At 58.3% G+C, this 17,578-nt stretch carries 17 protein-coding genes and 1 pseudogene; 6 read left to right on the forward strand and 12 right to left on the reverse strand.

Features of this window, described 5'->3' with window-relative positions:
• The first annotated feature begins 55 nt into the window (after nt 1–55).
• Complete coding sequence (locus CO667_RS14780) at nt 56–598, forward strand: NADPH-dependent FMN reductase (protein ID WP_097619075.1); 543 nt, start codon at nt 56–58, stop codon at nt 596–598.
• Between the two features lie 166 nt (nt 599–764).
• Here the strand turns inward: CO667_RS14780 and CO667_RS14785 are convergent, their stop codons facing one another.
• The 5 genes from CO667_RS14785 to CO667_RS14805 all read right to left on the reverse strand — a co-directional run bounded on the left by CO667_RS14785 (nt 765) and on the right by CO667_RS14805 (nt 3,882).
• Nucleotides 765–1,352 carry a GNAT family N-acetyltransferase gene (locus CO667_RS14785; protein ID WP_097619076.1) on the reverse strand — a complete coding sequence of 196 codons (588 nt, stop codon included), beginning with the start codon at nt 1,350–1,352 and terminating at the stop codon, nt 765–767.
• Between the two features lie 250 nt (nt 1,353–1,602).
• Nucleotides 1,603–2,124: a BA14K family protein gene (locus CO667_RS14790; protein WP_097619077.1), complete on the reverse strand. Its 522-nt coding sequence runs from the start codon at nt 2,122–2,124 to the stop codon at nt 1,603–1,605.
• A gap of 216 nt (nt 2,125–2,340) precedes the next feature.
• Entirely contained in the window at nt 2,341–2,550 is a 210-nt protein-coding gene (locus CO667_RS14795) for a hypothetical protein (protein WP_003580016.1), read from the reverse strand.
• A 186-nt stretch (nt 2,551–2,736) separates the two neighbouring features.
• Entirely contained in the window at nt 2,737–2,973 is a 237-nt protein-coding gene (locus CO667_RS14800; RefSeq protein ID WP_179874152.1) for a hypothetical protein, read from the reverse strand.
• 72 nt (nt 2,974–3,045) lie between these two features.
• Nucleotides 3,046–3,882 (reverse strand): alpha/beta hydrolase, encoded by an 837-nt coding sequence (locus CO667_RS14805; protein WP_097619079.1) that lies wholly within the window; start codon nt 3,880–3,882, stop codon nt 3,046–3,048.
• A gap of 490 nt (nt 3,883–4,372) precedes the next feature.
• Here CO667_RS14805 and CO667_RS14810 point away from each other — a divergent pair, with 490 nt between their 5' ends.
• The gene (locus CO667_RS14810; protein ID WP_097619080.1) at nt 4,373–5,329 is read left to right on the forward strand and encodes a trypsin-like peptidase domain-containing protein; all 957 of its coding nucleotides are present in this window, start codon (nt 4,373–4,375) and stop codon (nt 5,327–5,329) included.
• 36 nt (nt 5,330–5,365) lie between these two features.
• Here CO667_RS14810 and dusA read toward each other — a convergent pair whose 3' ends face one another.
• The 6 genes and pseudogenes from dusA to CO667_RS14840 all read right to left on the reverse strand — a co-directional run bounded on the left by dusA (nt 5,366) and on the right by CO667_RS14840 (nt 12,794).
• Nucleotides 5,366–6,367 carry a tRNA dihydrouridine(20/20a) synthase DusA gene (dusA, locus tag CO667_RS14815; protein WP_097619081.1) on the reverse strand — a complete coding sequence of 334 codons (1,002 nt, stop codon included), beginning with the start codon at nt 6,365–6,367 and terminating at the stop codon, nt 5,366–5,368.
• Nucleotides 6,368–6,556: 189 nt separating this feature from the next.
• Entirely contained in the window at nt 6,557–6,769 is a 213-nt protein-coding gene (locus tag CO667_RS14820; RefSeq protein WP_003540801.1) for a cold-shock protein, read from the reverse strand.
• A 660-nt stretch (nt 6,770–7,429) separates the two neighbouring features.
• Complete coding sequence (locus CO667_RS14825) at nt 7,430–7,897, reverse strand: DUF3828 domain-containing protein (RefSeq protein WP_097619082.1); 468 nt, start codon at nt 7,895–7,897, stop codon at nt 7,430–7,432.
• A 226-nt stretch (nt 7,898–8,123) separates the two neighbouring features.
• Nucleotides 8,124–10,325, reverse strand: a complete 2,202-nt coding sequence (locus CO667_RS14830) for a cadherin domain-containing protein (protein WP_097619083.1) — start codon at nt 10,323–10,325, stop codon at nt 8,124–8,126.
• Nucleotides 10,326–10,496: 171 nt separating this feature from the next.
• A pseudogene (locus tag CO667_RS14835) lies at nt 10,497–12,027 on the reverse strand (cadherin domain-containing protein).
• 380 nt (nt 12,028–12,407) lie between these two features.
• A complete protein-coding gene (locus CO667_RS14840; protein ID WP_097619084.1) occupies nt 12,408–12,794 on the reverse strand; it encodes a GNAT family N-acetyltransferase in 387 nt (128 codons plus the stop codon).
• A gap of 332 nt (nt 12,795–13,126) precedes the next feature.
• Here CO667_RS14840 and CO667_RS14845 point away from each other — a divergent pair, with 332 nt between their 5' ends.
• Nucleotides 13,127–13,849 carry an SOS response-associated peptidase gene (locus CO667_RS14845; RefSeq protein ID WP_097619085.1) on the forward strand — a complete coding sequence of 241 codons (723 nt, stop codon included), beginning with the start codon at nt 13,127–13,129 and terminating at the stop codon, nt 13,847–13,849.
• A 122-nt stretch (nt 13,850–13,971) separates the two neighbouring features.
• Entirely contained in the window at nt 13,972–14,670 is a 699-nt protein-coding gene (locus CO667_RS14850; RefSeq protein WP_097619086.1) for a hypothetical protein, read from the forward strand.
• Nucleotides 14,671–15,074: 404 nt separating this feature from the next.
• On the opposite strand, the gene CO667_RS14860 is transcribed toward CO667_RS14850, so the two are convergent.
• Nucleotides 15,075–15,524 (reverse strand): hypothetical protein, encoded by a 450-nt coding sequence (locus CO667_RS14860; RefSeq protein WP_097619088.1) that lies wholly within the window; start codon nt 15,522–15,524, stop codon nt 15,075–15,077.
• Nucleotides 15,525–15,646: 122 nt separating this feature from the next.
• On the opposite strand from CO667_RS14860, the gene CO667_RS14865 reads away from it, so the two are divergent.
• Both CO667_RS14865 and CO667_RS14870 read left to right on the forward strand, forming a co-directional pair.
• Entirely contained in the window at nt 15,647–16,942 is a 1,296-nt protein-coding gene (locus tag CO667_RS14865; RefSeq protein ID WP_097619089.1) for an AAA family ATPase, read from the forward strand.
• The gene (locus tag CO667_RS14870; RefSeq protein ID WP_097619090.1) at nt 16,942–17,553 is read left to right on the forward strand and encodes a DUF4276 family protein; all 612 of its coding nucleotides are present in this window, start codon (nt 16,942–16,944) and stop codon (nt 17,551–17,553) included. The genes CO667_RS14865 and CO667_RS14870 overlap by 1 nt, the downstream gene beginning before the upstream one ends.
• Nucleotides 17,554–17,578: the final 25 nt, after the last annotated feature.

Genomic DNA, 17,578 nt, shown 5'->3' on the forward strand with positions numbered 1-17,578 from the left:
GCCGCTCTAGCCTTTTGCGTTGACAGCCATGATCAATCGATTCCTGTTAGGGGCCATGAAGATCCTCGCCATATCCGGCAGCGCCCGGCGCAATTCCACCAATACGGCAATGCTGCGGGCTGTTGGCGCCGTTGCGCCAGATGAAATCGAGATGGCGATCTTCGACGGCGTGGGCGGTTTGCCGGTATTCTCGCCTGATCTCGAGGGGGAATTTCTACCGGAGGCGGTGCGGGATTTCATTAAGGCGATCGCTCAGAGCGACGGGGTGATCATTGCCAGCCCGGAATATGTGCGATCCATCCCCGGCGGGCTGAAGAATGCGATCGACTGGCTCGTCTCGGGAGATGAGATCGTCCACAAGCCGATCGCGCTGCTGCACGCATCGCATCGGGGCGACGACATGCTGGCCGGTCTTCGCACCATCCTTGCGACCATCACCGACCGGTTCGCCGGCGATATCTTCCTCCGGCTTCCTCTGATGAAACTGGAACCGGCCGATGTGTCCATGACCGTCGAAACCGCGGAGAACCGCTCCAAGGTGCAGGCCTATCTTCAGGCCTTCTCGGCCTATTGCGTGGCAGGCAGCCAGACCGCCTGAGACTCACACTCCATCATCGCACCTCCCCGCAACCTACTGGAATGATGCGCGGCGGCGCCGATACCGGGACCAGCACTCAGCCCGCCCCAGGCTGACGGGACGGTGACGGAGCAAAGCAGGCAAGGCTTGTGCTCCGTCCGTCTGGAAATCCGCCACGCATTTCACGTCAGTCGGCGGCTCCGGGCTTCAACCAGAAATACAGTTTGATCTGATCGGGCCTATCGGAGGAATGCGGGCCGCGCATGAACAATTCGCCGCCATTGCGTTCGATCACGCGCCGCGAGGCGTGGTTGTAGTTACAGAGGATGGTGAGGCGGTCGAGACCTTCCTCTGCCGCCACGGCCAAAAGTAGAGTGAGGGCGGTCGTCGCGTGGCCATTGCGCTGTTTCCACGGCACGACGGAATATCCCAAATGGCCCGACACGTCGGGCGGCAGCTCCTCGGTGCCTGGTTGAAAACGCAGGCTGATGCTGCCGCAGAATTCGCCGTCCGAGATCCAGAACAGACGGGTGGTCAGCGGCGGCGATGCCGATCCGGCGCGCCGCCTGCCATCCGCAATGAGATCGTCGAGAAACCGCGATCTGTCCTGGCGCAGCCGCTGGAGCTCGCCGCGAATATAGGCTGCGTCGCCGGCGCGGCGCGGATCGGGAGACCAGCCGGCGGCGAGCGCCGCTTCGAAGCCCGACAGGTTTTCCTGATCCGGCGGCAGCAGGACGATGCGGCCGGCTGGTTTTGCTGGATCTCCAGATGTCATTTTGTGCCTGGAGCATTTCCGTTTTTCTTCGAATCACAAAAATGCTCTATCTCTTTGTTTTCGCGCAATTCCGGACGGAAAACCGCTTCACACTTTTCCTGGAATTGCTTTAGGTTTGTGCCGCCTAACCAATCAATCTTGGCCGCTCAGGCAAGCACGACCGGCCGGCGATTGGAAGCCGTGCAGGGGCTTTCGGCCATCAAAAAGCCCCGCATCTTCATGCGAGGCTTGCTCTGATGGATGGACCGGACTAGCGGCACTGGCGGCGCGGGCCGTAGTTCGGCTGGTAGGTGTTGTCATAGGCGCGGTAGGACCGATAGCGGCTGTAGCAATATTCGGCGTGCGAGCTGTAGCTACGTGAAGAATAGGCGCGCGGCTGCGAGGCGATGATGCCACCGATGATGGCGCCGGCGGCCAGGCCGCCGATGATGGCGCCGCTATTGTCATGACGGCGATATCGGCGATCGTAGCGGCGATCCCAGCCGTAACGATCATCTCGATAGTAGCGGTCACCTCGATAGTGGCGGTCACCTCGATAGTCGCGGTTGCCTCGATAGTGTCGGTCGCGGGAGTATCTGCGGGTGTCGCCATAGTTGGAGCAGACGATGGAGTATGGATTGCAGCCGACAGTCATGATCCGGGCATCGGTATTTCCTGGCCCGGGCTGGGCCGCTGATTGCACCGGGCTCGGCACGAAGGCCGGACCTGCCGAGGCCGGCATTCCGGAGAAGGCCGTCGCTATCGACAGAGCAATAATGGCCAATCTGTTCATTTCACTCACCTTGGGTAAACGGATGTATCGGAGGGATAACGCAGCGGAAGGGAATTGGTTTCATTTTGGGATGGATGGGGCGATGTATGTGCGCATCCGCTAACGGATGGGATAAGGCGGCGCTTTGGCCGACGCCCGTCGATGCAGAGGCGCGTCCCTGCCGGAGACTGGAGCAAATGCTAAATTTGAGCGTATGCGGATGGCGCGTTATCAGCCTCATCTTCCACCGGCCAGCAATCGAAGCTGGTTCTCGTCATGCACACCTTGCCGGTAAAGCTCGATGATGAGAGCGCCGAGGCGGTCGGCTTCCGCGCCTGATCTGTCGATATTGAGCCCGTTGCAGAGGGCTTCGTGGACACGCCTGCACACATCAAGGTCTTCGGATGCGAGCGGTTCGTCACGCGTACTGAACAGCTTGTCTGACATCGCGATCTGCCCCTTTTTCGATGCCGTGAATCGCTATCGAAAAAAAAGATAATTTCGCGATCTTGGCTCTGCAAGACGGGCGAAAGTCTGAAATACAAAAACAATTCGTGACGCGCGGGAAGATGCCGACAAGGGGGGCGGCATGGGTATCAGATCCATGGGCGCATCGGCGCGACAGGGGGAGATCTACTTGGTTGCGGGGTCCTTGCCGCTCTGCTGCGACAGGCGCAGCTCCTTCAGCCGCTTGGTTTTCTCCCGGCGAGCCCTCTGCTCCGCCTCGATAGTTTCCTTGGCGGCTCGCTCGGTGTTTTCGAAGCGATCCTGCCGATAAGCCTTTGATGAGGGTTCACGTTCTCTTGTCATGGCCGCTAAACGCAAATCGGCGAAAACGGTTTCATGGGAAAATGCGTAACTGGCCGTCAATCGATCGACGTGGCCCGTGTCAAAGCCATCGTGACAGCCGGGCGCCCTCGTGGCGCCCGGCAACATCACAGATCAACCCTTGATGAAGGCGAGGATGTCGGGATTGATGATGTCGGCATGGGTGGTGCACATGCCGTGCGGGAATTTCTCGTAGACCTTCAGCGTCGCGTTCTGCAGCAGCTTGGACGAGAGCAGGGCGGAGTCGGCGATCGGCACGATCTGGTCGTCGTCGCCGTGCATGACGAAGGTCGGCACGGTGATGATCTTCAGGTCTTCGGTGAAGTTGGTTTCCGAAAACGCCTTGATGCCGTCGTAATGCGCCTTGGCGCCGCCGATCATGCCTTGGCGCCACCAATTGTTGATGATTGGCTCCGACACTTTCGCGCCCGGCCGGTTGAAGCTGTAGAATGGACCGGCCGGCAGGTCGCGATAGAATTGGGCGCGGTTGGCGGCGAGCTGCCTGCGCAGGTCGTCGAAGACCTCGATCGGCAGGCCGCCGGGATTGGCATCCGTTTTCACCATGATCGGCGGCACGGCGCCGATGATGACGAGCTTGGCGACGCGACCCTGCGGCTGGCCATGGCGGGCGACATAATGGGTCGCTTCGCCGCCGCCGGTGGAGTGGCCGATATGGATGGTGTTCCTGAGATCGAGATGCTCGACGACGGCTGCGGCATCGGCGGCGTAATGATCCATGTCGTGACCGTCGCCCACCTGGGTGGAGCGGCCGTGGCCGCGCCGGTCATGGGCCACGACCCGGTAGCCCTTCTCGAGGAAGAACAGCATCTGAGCATCCCAGTCATCGGAGCAGAGCGGCCAGCCGTGATGGAACATGATCGGCTGGGCGGTCTTCGGCCCCCAATCCTTGTAGAAGATCTCGACGCCGTCCTTGGTGGTGACTGTGCTCATCTTTTGACTCCCTTGGTTGGGTTGGATTGGATGAAGGCGGGCTGAAATTTGCACCGTTGCCGGCAAAATTGACAAGGCCATAGGCACGGCTGCGCGGGGTGAGGTTGGAATATGCTGATGTTATCATCAAGCTATTCTTTATATTCAATTGACATAACAGAATTTTGTGTTGGACCGGGATACTTCGCTCAAGAGAGCCTCCCCGGAGGTGCGCAGGCCAAGGGCCGGAGCCTCGAAAGGCGAGGCGGGTGCTCGGCTGTCAGAGGCGATATGCGCGAAGCGGCGCTGCGCATGTCATAGGCTTCGCGCGCCTCATCAGGATGAAGGACGTTGGAGGATGCCGCATTGCAGGCAGCCCCCGGCGCTCACTTGAACGCGGATCGACGCCCAACCATCTAATCCTCACACAACAGCACCATGGCAAACCGTCGCAACCGCGACCGCTTCGCCGGCGGCGGAACGGCCGTTACTGCCGCCTGAGGATCAAACAATGGGTTACATGGACAAGGACATCGCGCCCCAGGATGACGGGGCGTTGATCGATGCCTATTCGCAATCGGTCGCAGCAGCAGTCGACATCGTCGGGCCGGCGGTCAGCCGGATCGAGAGGGTGGGTGGCCGGCAGGGGCATGGTTCGGGCTTCGCCATTTCGCCTGATGGCCTGATCATCACCAACAGCCACGTCGTCGACGACGCCAAGGCCGTTCGCATTACCACGCCCGATGGCTTCGTTACCGAGGGTCGGGTGCTCGGCCGCGATGTGGATACCGATATCGCCCTCATTCGCGCCAATACCAGCACCGGCGCCTGGGCGAAGCTCGGAGATTCCCAGCGCCTGCGCAGGGGCCATATCGCCATCGCGATCGGAAACCCGCTCGGCTTCGAATGGACGGTTACCGCCGGCATCGTCTCGGCGCTTGGACGGTCGATGCGGGCGGCCAGCGGCCGGCTGATGGAAGATGTCATCCAGACCGATGCGGCGCTCAATCCCGGCAATTCAGGCGGGCCGCTGGTGTCTTCCAGCGGCGAGGTCATCGGCGTCAACACCGCCATCATCCAGGGCGCGCAGAGCATCGCCTTTGCCGTGGCGTCGAATACCGCCAATTTCGTCGTTTCGGAGATTCTCCGCTACGGCCAGGTGCGGCGTGCCTTCATCGGTATATCAGGCGACACCATCGTGCTGCCGCGCCGGGTGGCGCTTGCCGCGGGCACGGCGCAGACGACCTCCGTTCGCATTCGGCGGGTCGAGCCGGAGGGGCCGGCGGCAAAGGGAGGGCTGCAGGAGGGCGACTATATCCTCGCCATCGACGGCAGCCCGGTCGGCGGCGTCGATGATATCGTCCGATTGATGGATGGCAGCCGGATCGGCAGGGAGACGGAGATCCTGGTGTTTTCGGTGGCGGGCCGGATCGAGAAGAAGATTTTGCTGCCGATGGCGCGCTCATGACGCCGCATCGGCGCCATGACAAAACACCACTTCGCGTCAGGCGCTGACTGCCTCCTGTTCCGTCCCTGAAAAATCCACCGCGGCAAAGGCTGCGGCCAGCACTTGCGGCCCGGCACCGCCTTTGGCCGCGTCGGTCGAGAGGATCTGGCGGTAGCGCCTGGCGCCGGGCAGGCCGGTGAAGAGGCCGACCATGTGGCGGGCCACGTGCTGCAGCCGACCGCCGCTGGCGATATGGCGTTCGGCATAGGCCATCATCCGGCCGCAGAGCGCCTCCCAGTCCGGTTCGGCTGCCGGCGCGCCAAAGAAGCGCTGGTCGATGTCGGCAAGGATGGCGGCATTCTGGTAGGCGGCACGGCCGAGCATGACGCCGTCGACATGTTCGAGGTGGGCTGCGGCTTCATCCAGCGTGCGGATGCCGCCATTGATGCCGATGAAGACATCGGGCCAGCGCTGTTTCATCCGGTAGACGATCTCATAATCGAGCGGCGGGATCTCGCGGTTCTCCTTGGGGCTCAGGCCCTTCAGCCAGGCCTTGCGCGCATGGATCCAGATCGCGTCGGCGCCGGCATCGAGGACGCGGGTGATCAGCTCGGGCAGCGCCTGTTCCGGCTCCTGCTCGTCGACGCCGATCCGGCATTTCACCGTCACCGGCACGGTCGCAACCCTCTTCATCGCGGCGATGCACTCGGCCACCGTTTCCGGCGTCAGCATCAGGCAGGCGCCGAAGGTGCCTGATTGCACGCGGTCGGAGGGGCAGCCGACATTGAGGTTGATCTCGTCATAGCCATAGGGCTCGGCGATCGTCACCGCCTCGGCAAGCTTTTTGGGGTCCGACCCGCCGAGCTGCAGCGCCAGCGGGTGCTCCGCGGCGTCATGGCCGAGCAGCCGGTCGCGCGGGCCGTGGATGATCGCATCGGCCACCACCATCTCGGTATAGAGCAGCGCCTGCCGGCTGATCTGGCGGTGGAAATAGCGGCAATGCCGATCCGTCCAGTCGATCATCGGGGCCACGGCGAAAATCGGCCTGCTATACGTCATCGACGTTCCATTGTTCCTTGGTTCGCATGGTGCCATTGCATCGCGCGGTCTACGCCCTACGGGCGGGATCATCCATCAGCGCGCATATAACACTTGGCCGTGCGATCGACAAATGACTGCCGGTCGACACGAAACAGAAACGGCGCCCCTTGCGGAGCGCCGTTCATGCCGCGTGAGCGGAAATCTGACTTACGAAGCCGAGATGTTGACGGCCTTCGGGCCCTTGCCCATACGGTCCGGCTCGGTGTCGAAGGTAACCTGCTGGCCTTCGCGCAGCGACTGGATGCCAGAAGCCTGCAGCGCAGAGATATGGACGAAAACGTCCTTAGCGCCGCCGTCCGGCGTGATGAAACCAAAACCCTTGTCCTGGTTGAAGAATTTTACGGTGCCCTTGGTGGCCATTGGGATCGTCCTTTTCCCTTAGTCTGTGTAGTATCCGCGCCCCCGAGAGGAAGCGGACGGCTTTAGCTTTCGCCCCGATTGATTGGGACGAAGGGTCAGTCGGAGAAGTCACGTACGGGGAAAGAACGTCTACGTAGGCGGGTAGTCCCGCGCCGCCTTCCAAACGGAAGGGATTACCACATCAGTCCAGTCACCGGCATGCAAATGCCCGAGTAGGTGAATTGGTGCCAGCTTTTCGGGCAAAAGGCAAGCGGGATTATTTTGGCATGCCTGCATCGATGGCGGGAAACGCCGAAGATTCAGATACTTGAGGAAGAGTTAGCGGATTCTTGCACGGCTGTGCCATATCGGGATTCTGTGCCGGAATGAGATGAGCGGCAGATTCGATAGCCGGGCATGGATTTTGCCGGGGCCTGTCGGGAATATAGAGGCACCGCGATCAGCCCTCATGGTGAGGGTGAGAAGCGATCCGCGAAGCGGAGCGATCGATCCAGTGAATCGATGAACGTAGGGTCTGTCTCGAACCACGAGGGCGGGTGTATGCCGATATCGGAGATGAGACGCAGGTGGCCGCCCCGTCCTTCGAGGCCCCTTACGGGGCACCTCAGGATGAGGCGGAGAGACGTGGCAGCAGACAGACGACCAGCTCTCATCAGCCCCTTACTGCGCATCCCCCAGCAACCCGCTCAGGCTCCACGGATTATCGCCCTTCTGGTTGGCGATGTCGTCCACCTTCCAGCCGCCGTGTTCGCGCACCAGGCTATAGAAGAGTGTGACCTCCTGGCCGTTTTCGAACTCCACTTCCACCTCGGCCTTGTCATCCAGCAGGATCGGCTGGCCGATCCTGACGTCGCTCGCCACGCCATCCTGGCCCGCGATGACAGGATCGAAATCGATGGCGCCGGCATCACCTTCCGGCGTGTTGTCGAGATCGGCCTGGAGGAGCCCGTTCAGATGGTCGGAGAAGAAGACCGAATAGGGCGAGGGCGCCTCGGCATCGCTGTTGTCGGTGTTGTAGCTGTAGAGCGCCTTGAGCAGCGCCTTCGGCGTCTTGTAGGTCTCCGCCGATGCGGGCAAGGCTGCGAGCGCCGACACGGCGAGGGCGAGAATGAATGTGGGCAGACGCATGCGGCTCTCCTCCGATGAGTGAGGAATCATAGCTGAAACGGGCGTCGAGGTGCAGCGGCATTTTGGAAAGGGGTTGCCCGGGAGCGGCTGGGCCTTGCCGTCTCCGGCTGGTATTTGTGGCGATCACCAGCAAGTTCGGCCGGTGGGACTCACCGCAAGGGAAGTCCCACCTTTTGTCGAGATCATCGGTGACGCATCTCTGCGTCCAACCGCCATCCCTCGGCGTTTAGATCAGCGCTTCATGCGACAGGGCCGAAACCGACGGCTCGAAGACGTCCTTCACCGCGAGCGTGAAATCGTGGCTGGTGACGTTGCCGGCCGCGTCATAGGCTTCGGCGGTGAAGGTCAGGCTGTGGGTGCTTTCGAAGTCGATCGCAGCCTTGGTCTGGATCTTGTTGCCGACGAGCTTGAAGATGCCGTCCGCATCATCGATCAGCCGCCACTTCACGGCGCTACCCTCAGGATCGATTGCCGAGAGAAGGCCGACCGAGGTGCCGATCGCGACATTCTCGGAGATCGAGCTGCGCGAGAAGGAGAGGTTGGTCGGCGCCTTGTTGACGGGGGCTTCGTTGACGTCGAGGACGTTGATCGTGATGTCCTTCTCGACCGTGACCTTGCCGTCCGAGACGGCGACCTTGATCGTGTGCGACTTGTCCGTCTCGTAGTCCAGTGCCTTCGAGGTGACGACGCGATTGCCCTTTATCCGGAAGTGATCGTCGGCGCCGTCAAGCAGTGTGTAGGTCAGGGTGTCGCCATCGGCGTCCTTGGCGCTGAGCAGGCCGACCGTCGTCCAGATCGGCGTGTCCTCGGACAGGGCGGTTTTTGAGAGCTGGATATTGGTCGGTGCGTTATTGGTGCTCGTGAAGGTTTGCGTGGTGAAGTCATAGACACCATCGGCAAAACGGGCGAATTCGACGTCGATCAACGTATCCTTGCCTTCCAGGGCGCTGGTCAGGATATGATCGCCGTTGTTCATCGCGAAGGAATAGTTGGCGAAATTGCCGGAGAAAACTGCCATGTCGAGGCCCGCGCCGCCGTCGAAAATGTCGTTGCCGTGGGTGCTCGTAAACTCGTCGTCTCCGCCGCCGGTCTTGACGTCAATGGCAGAGACATCGCCGGCAATAACAGCACCGAGATCCCCCAGTTCGTCGGAAAGATCGAGGTGGGCGCCGTCCGTTAATGACAACAAGACGGCATAGTTGTCGGTGGAATTGTTCGCAAAGACGATCTTGTCGAAGCTTTCGAACTGCGCGGACGAACCGGCGATCACGTAGCCATACGTTTCAAAGATTTCAACGTTCTTGATCATTAGGCCCGTTAGCGTAGGAGCACGCAGGATATCAATCCCGCTGCCGCCATCAATCGCTCCGGACAGCACGCCACCGGATGTCTGCACGATTATGGCGTCGTTACCCTCGCCCGCATCGATCTCTAAGACTTCCGGGTAAACGCCGAAAGATTCACCATCGAAGATCGAATCGTCGCCTGCTCCACCCCTTATGACATCCTTCCCGAAGCCGCCGTTGATTTGGTCGTTACCTTCACCGCCGGTCAGCGCGTCATCTCCACCATAGCCATTGAGGACGTCATCGCCGGCGCGGCCATCGAAAACATCATTGCCATCGGTACCTGATAATTGGTCATTGCCCGCATCCGTCGTAACATCGATGCTGGTAACCGCCGCATAGATTTGGACTCCGCTAGTACCTAATTTGCCGGAAAGGTCGGTATGTGCGCTGCCCGACAGCCTCAAGACGATGTCAGAGTTGCTGTTCTGGGCTACAATCTTATCGAAGTTGTCAAATTGTGCGGCCGATCCTGTAACTCCGAGTTCCCCAGCCTCGAGAACCTCAAAATTCTTGATCGTCAGACCAGTAAGAAAGCTGGCTCGCAGCGTGTCGGCACCGTCGCCGCCGTCGATGGTTCCGGACACGCTGGCGTTGATGCTGTTTGATAAACTCACGGTGTCATTGCCAACGCCCGCGTCAATGTCGAAGACCTCAGGGTTAACAGAATAATAAAAACCATCCTCTATCGTGTCGTCGCCCGCGCCGCCACGGATGATGTCGTCTCCAAGGTGGCCAAAGAGCTGGTCGCTACCCTCGCCACCAAAAAGGGCGTCATTTCCATCGCCACCGTCGATCAAATCGTCTCCGGCTCCACCACTCAGAGTGTCTGCGCCGGCACGACCGGAAATGGCGTCGTTGCCGCCGCCTGTTGTGATCGTATTGGCACTGTCCGAGCCGAACACGTCTGCCGAGACCGAACCCAACTCGTCAGCAAGGTCTGCCGTGCTGGAGTCGGAGACTGACAGAGCGATCCTTGCGAGGGGACTAGTGGCGGAGTAGCGGATGACGTCATACGCTTCAAATTCAGCGCCAGTCTTGGTAACAGGCCCGTCGTACACGTTCAGAATATTCAAAGCCATATTTTAACTTTCCAGAAGATGCATTGCGCTCTGTCAGAACGGTTGGTGTCTTTTCTTCCGTTCCCGGTAATGCTCGTTCAAACGGGTGCGCCGACGCTTTCTGTCGGCTTGCCTAATTTTTCCGAGCCGTTGCAGGAGGTAGATCTGTTTCGAGCAATGGCGGTGTTGCGGCTAAATCAACGCCTCATGCGACAAGTTCGAAACCGACAGCTCGAAGACGTCCTTCACGGCGAGCGTGAAATCGTGGCTGGTGACGTTTCCGGCCGCGTCATAGGCTTCGGCGGTGAAGGTCAGGCTATGGGTGCTTTCGAAGTCGATCGCAGCCTTGGTCTGGATCTTGTTGCCGACGAGCTTGAAGATGCCGTCCGCGTCATCCGTCAGCCGCCACTTCACGGCGCTACCCTCAGGATCGATTGCCGAGAGAAGGCCGACCGAGGTGCCGATCGAGACGTTCTCGGAGATCGAACTGCGCGAGAAGGAGAGGTTGGTCGGCGCCTTGTTGACCGGCGCTTCGTTGACGTCGAGCACGTTGATCGTGATGTCCTTCTCGACCGTGACCTTGCCGTCGGAAACGGCGACCTTGATCGTGTGCGACTTGTCCGTCTCGTAGTCCAGTGCCTTCGAGGTGACGATGCGATTGCCCTTTATCCGGAAGTGATCGTCGGCGCCGTCAAGCAGTGTGTAGGTCAGGGTGTCGCCATCGGCGTCCTTGGCGCTGAGCAGGCCGACCGTGGTCCAAATCGGCGTGTCCTCGGACAGGGCGGTTTTCGACAGCTGGATATTGGTCGGTGCGTGAATAATTGGCGAAATTACCTGAGAAGATCGCGGTATCGATGCCGGCGCCGCCATTGATGGTGTCGTTGCCGGCACCCCCGGTCAGTTTGTCATTGCCGGCCTCGCCATTGATGATGTCGTTGCCGCCGCTGCCGTCGAAAATGTCGTTGCCGTCGGTGCCAAAAAACTCATCGTCGCCGCCGCCGGTCTTGACATCAATACCGGAGGCATAGCCGTGGATGAAAGATCCGCGATCTCCCAACTCGTCGGAAAGATCGAGGTGGGCACTGTCCGTCAGTGCCAATGAGGGATTAAAATTGTGGACGGAATCGGTCGACCAGACGATCTTGTCAAAGCTTTCGAGCTGCGCGCTTGAACCGGCGACCCAAACGCCCGCCGTTTCAAGGATTTCGATGTTCTTAATCGTCAGGCCCAGCAGCGACGGGGCACGTAGCGTATCGATCCCGGCGCCGCCATCGATCGTTCCGGACAGTGAAACGAATGTATCCACGGTTATGGCATCGTTGCCGTCGCCCGCATCGATGTTATAGACCGCAGGGGTAAAGCTGAAGCGGTCATCATCGGAGATCGTATCGTTGCCTGCGCCGCCTCTGATGACGTCATTTCCGACGTCGCCCCAAAGCATGTCATTGCCATCCCCACCATTCAGCGCGTCATTGCCAACTCCGCCCTGGATCAGATCGTCTCCGGCGCCCGTCGTGATCGTGTTGTCACCGCTCGAGCCGGTCACATTCGCGGAAACCGAGCCCAATTCGTCGGCCAGATCTGCCACGCCGGAATCTGAGATGGCGAGGGTGACGGCGGCGAGGGGGCTGGCTTCAGAGTCGCGGATAACGTCGTAAGCTTCGAACTCAGCGCCGGTCTTGGTAACTGTGGCGCCGTTCGTGTCCAGAATATTCAAGGCCATATATGTCTTTCCCCAAAAGATGCGTTGTACTCGGCAATATGAGACATCCGCGAAAGAACTGTTTTATTGCTCAGCGGACGACAACCCCTCGGGGATCTATGCCGATCCCCGATTAAGTTTTCAATGCAAAATTGTGTCTTTTCATTGCCTTTTTATGAAAAATTAAGGATGAAACACTGTGGAAACAAATTTTAATTTGAGAACTCAAAGACATACTTTGGTCTCCTAAATGGCATTACCTTTCATTTTCGGGTAGGATGCTCTCGCGAAGATTGTGCTTTCAGCGAGGTCTTTGCCGGTGCCGTGCCGTACGACCATCCGCGTCACTATCGCAGGTTGGTTCTGGCTTCGACTTGTTCCGGCTTCCCACGCGGGAGACCTCACATGAGTTTGATGAGTCCTGCCTTCGTCGGCCTGAAACCGCAGGCGCGGTAGAAGCCGGTCAGGTGCGGCTCGAAATCGACATGCAGCCACTCGGCGCCGCGCTCCCGCGCAACCCTTGTCGCCTCCCGGACCAGCCGCGTGGCGATGCCTTGCCTTCGCATGTCGGGGTGGACCGATGTATCGAGGATGAAGGCATGGATGCCGCCATCCCAGGCGACGTTGATGAAGCCGACAAGCCTGTCGTCGTGGTAGGCGCCGATATGGGCGAGGCTGCGGGAGAGGATGGGCGTGAAGTCGCGCGGGGCCGGGGTGCCCCAGGCGGCGGACCAAAGGGTGTTGAGTTCGGCGGCGGAGGGGAAGGGGTCGATGCGGAGTTCTGGCATGGGCGTTCCGGTTCCTTCATCGAGAAACTCTCCGGGATTGCTTCTCCGCCAGTTTTGCCGGTTTCGCAATGGGTTGATTGTTGCGTCGAACCGGCTCTCTCTCAGCCTCGACATAAGGCCGCCAATTCTCCTCGGTCATTCCCGAGCTTGTCACAGGAATGCAGCCATTGTCCTTCTGTGCGGCGAATGGCTCTCAACGCAAAAGGATCTCGCGTCCGAGATCCGAGCGGCCAAGGGCATTGTTGAAGGAGCACAACTGACGCTTTGTTGACGATGGCCGGGCTGAGAACATAATCGGAACATCTAATATTCTCAGCCGGTAGAGAGAGCTTATGTGCGGACGCATCTTCGTCAAGACATCGCTTGAAGAACTGATCAGCAATTTCGCCCTTGCCGTCAAGGGCGGGGATATCGACGGGCTTGGAAACCGCTTTCCCCGTTGGAATGGCGCCCCGTCGCAAGATTATCCTATCATCATCAGGGACATCATCCGCGAACCCGATACGTCAGGCCCGATATTCGTGACTGCGCGCTGGGGTTTGATGCCTCCCTGGGCCAAGCCCGGCGGCAGGCCGCCGCCGGTCAATGTTCGATGCGAGACGATCGGCTCCAACGGCATGTCCCGTTCGGCATACCGGTCGCGCCGCTGCCTGGTGCCGATCAACGGCTTCTTCGAATGGAAGGACATTCACGGCACCGGCAAGAACAAGCAACCCTATGCCATCGCGATGAAGGACGGCTCTCCCTTTGCGCTCGCCGGGATCTGGGAGACGTGGAAGGACGACAATGCGGTGTCGATCCGCAACTTCGCCATCGTTACCTGCGAGCCGAACGAGATGATGGCGGCGATTCACGACCGCATGCCCGTCATTCTGCATCGCGAGGATTACGAGAGGTGGCTGTCAGCTGAGCCCGATCCCGGAGATCTCATGACACCGTTCCCGGCCGAGCTGATGACGATGTGGAAGATCGGCCGCGGCGTCGGCTCGCCGAGGAATGACGGGCCTGAGATCATCGAGGAAGTCGAGGACGATCCGGAACCGACGCTGATCTAAACAAATCAGGCAATGGCGCGTCGCAGTTTGCGTCCGCAATTGCTCTGACTCTCACTGGCTCGGGCGGGAGCCATTCACGAAACCATGCGGCAGAAAACATCCTCGCGAGGAGAGGACCACGCATGCAAGACGATATCGGAACGCTGTTAAGGTCGTTCCTCAACAATGTCCTTCGCCGCCAGACACAGCGCCGGATCCGGGATTTCGGCGGCTATGAGATCGGCAAGCGCCGGAAGCTTGATGTCATCGACGCGATTGCCGGCGACGCGGCCGATTTCCTCTGCACCTATCTCGACATCAAGGCGAACGGCCGGCCGGCCACCAGGGAAGGTGTCGCCTTGGCGATCGCACAGGCGTTGCGGAATGTGTCCGATGAACTCGCCTACAGGCTGACATCACGCCAGGACGAAGCGTGGAGTGTTGTCTGCGAGTCGGTCGCTGTCTTTCTGGAAGGCTGCATGGCGTTCGACCGGAAACCCTATGACGGCTCGCTGACGGCGCGATCGGACTATAACGGCTGGAAGAGCTGGGAAATGATCATCAGCGGCGAGCGGCCCAGGGGCAAATGGCGCCACGCGTGGAAGGAAAAGCCGGGCGACGATTTCATCGGCTTTGACGGCGATGCCTGCATGGGGCGGATTTTCAGGATCAATCTGACCGGATCCGACGAGCGCTGGTACTGGCTGATCGCGGCCGATGGCAGCCCACGGCTGGGATGGCCGGCGGCGGGCTATGAGGCGAGCGCCAGAAGTGCGGCCTGTCGGGTGGAGCGGATTTATTTTGCGCTGGTGGCTGGGGAGGGGAGGGTTTTGTCTGGGTGAGTGGGGGAAGAGCGAAGGCGGCGCTGGGATAGATGGAACTGTTGGCTCCCTGCTAGGTTGGCGGCAATGGCAACCACCTCTCCTCCGTCATTCCTGTGCTTGTCACAGGAATCCAGTGCGCCCCAGTCCTTGGGCGCGGGAGAAGCCTTGATCAAGTTAGAGTCATTCACCGCGCGGACGCGCGGTGGCTGGATTCCTGTGACGAGCACAGGAATGAGGGAGGAGAAGGCAGTGGCCGCCAATTACTCCGCATCATCCGGTAACGTACTCAAACTCCACGGGTCCTCGTCCTGCTGGTTGGCGATATCCTCCACCTTTCATGTTCCTTCACCAGCGTAAGGGAGTGTCGCCGCTTCATCGTTGCGGAGCTGAGAGGCAGTCACAAGAAGCGGAGCGGCGATAACCTAAACATGCGCCCATATTTTCCGCAGTGACACTCCAAGGCATTCAGTTATCTTCCGATCCTGTTCCTCGGTGGTATCTCCGATGCCTGGATTGTGGGCCTCGAGAGCAAAGCGGCCGAACGCGGCGGGCCAGATATACCGCAAGTCGTTCAATGATACGGTGGCGCCGCAGCAAGGAGCCACGGTGCTGAGGTCCTTAAACCCATCGGCAGAAGCGGTTTCCATCGCGTCTCCCCACCATTCCTCGGCATCCGCACCGCAGGCGCTGCACTCCACTCCAGACCAGTTTTCGCCGGGATCGTAGAACGTGACCTCATCCTCGAAGCTCGATTTTACTTCATTCGCCCCGGGGACGATTGTTTCCAGCAAGGAGACCGCCTTGGTGGCGTTTTCCGGAGAGGGTTGCCAATACGGGTCGGCGGGGACGTAGCGTAGGATGGTGTCGGACATTGTTGATTTCTTCTAGGTAATCCTGAGAGACCGCATTCAACCCAAATATTGGGTTTTAGATAGCTTTAACCTTCGCCAGCAATCGCGTCCCACCTTCGGTAGCTGCATTTGCGATAAATGCGTTGATTTTCAAGGATCTTGTTTTGGGGATATCCATTAAAGGGTATTTATCTGGTCTACAGAATGACTACCATCACACGAAGCGCCAGCACCTTTGCTCGCTGAAGGCTAAAATCATGAGAATTATAAATCAAGTCAGCCTGCGCTATTACAAGAGCATTGGTGCATGCGTTGTTGATCTGTCTGATTTAACCGTTTTGGTCGGTCCCAACGGTAGTGGGAAAAGCAATTTTATCGATTCGCTTAACTTCGTATCTGACGCTTTAAATTCGACGCTCGACTTCGCTATTCGTCAACGGTCGGGGTTATCGGCAGTGCGAAAGCGCTCTGGCGGACATCCCACAAATTTTGCGATTAAACTTCGGATATCGCTGCTTTCTGGCCGAAATGCCACCTATTCATTTCAGGTCGGCGCTGCGGCCGATGGATCGCATAAAGTGCAGAAAGAGTATTTATCGGTGTCTGACGAGGGGATCGGATTAACCGAGATCAAGTATGAAAATGGCCAGAAGATTTTCAGCTCGGAGAGTATTGCCCCGGAAAATTTGTCCGATGATAGGCTTTCTTTGCAGTTACTTTCAAGTATAAGGCCGGTCCGCGAGGTTTTCGATGCGCTGTCAACAATGCGATTCTACAATATTTATCCGGAGGATTTTAGGCTTCCGTTAGCTCACGACAGTGGGGAGTTTTTGCTCAGAACGGGAAAGAACATTGCCTCAGTCATCAGGAATATGGAGGCCAATTATCCTTACGAATTTGGAAGAATCCGTGAGTATATGAGCCAAATTGTAGAGCAATTAGAGGGCATACAGCATAAAAATCTGGGACCCTCCGAAACAATCGAATTCCTTCAGCGGGTGGTTGGTCAAAAAAATCCATGGCGATTCTTCGCCTCTCAGATGTCTGACGGGACACTTCGATCGCTGGGCATCCTCGTTGCCCTGTTTCAGCGTTCTTCAAGTAGCCACGGAAACATCTTGCTTGGCATTGAAGAGCCCGAGTCAACGATTCATCCGGCGGCATGCGCTGTAATCACGGATGCGATAGTGGAGGCATCTAAAAGTAAACAAATTCTTATAACCACGCACAGTCCAGATCTTATAGATCATCAAGCTGTAGGGATAGATAACATAAGAATTGTCCGGTCAAATGATGGGGACACGACAATATTGCCGGCTGACAGCGCAAGTAAAGAGGTAGTGAGAAGAAACTTAATGAGCCCGGGAGATTTGCTTCGAAAAAATCAGCTTGAGCCAGACCGAACGAAACCTGTTCAATTCAACTTCTGGAACAACTGATGCTCTACATATTTCCAATCGTCGAGGGTCAGGGGGATGAGCGGGCTATTCCGGTCCTAATACGGAATTTATTGAACAACCGATTTGAACATTATGAAGTTGAAGTTCTTCATCCTTACCGAATGCCTAAGGGGAAAATGAAGCAAGCCTCGGAATGGCTCCCAGTCTCTACGCTCGTTTTCAACCGACTGAGCGAAAGAGTGGCGGCACCGGCCGACAAGGGCTTAGTTTTGGTGATGTGTGACTCTGATGATGACTGCCCTGTCGAACTCAAGACGACAATACAGCAGAACGTCGCGGCCTCCCCGGATAAGATAGAATTGCATTTTGTGGCGCCATTACGGGAGTATGAAACTTGGTTCCTGTCGGCAGTTCAATCTTTTGCTGGTCACCAAGATTGCGTAGACCCGATCCCCAATGTTGACAACTTAGATCAAATTAGAGATGCGAAGGGTTATTTTGAGCGACATATTCTTAAACCGAAAAGGTTTTATTCAGAAACCGTCGATCAGGCTAAATTTAGCTCGATAATAGATTTTTCAATCTTCCCGGAGGATAACTGCCGCTCCTTAAAACGTTTTGTTGATATCTTCGCGAGAATTCTTCAGTGAGCATATCTGTATTTAATGCAGACTA

The sequence above is a fragment of the Rhizobium sp. L43 genome (assembly GCF_002531725.1).
In the GTDB taxonomy this organism is placed as follows: Bacteria; Pseudomonadota; Alphaproteobacteria; order Rhizobiales; family Rhizobiaceae; genus Rhizobium.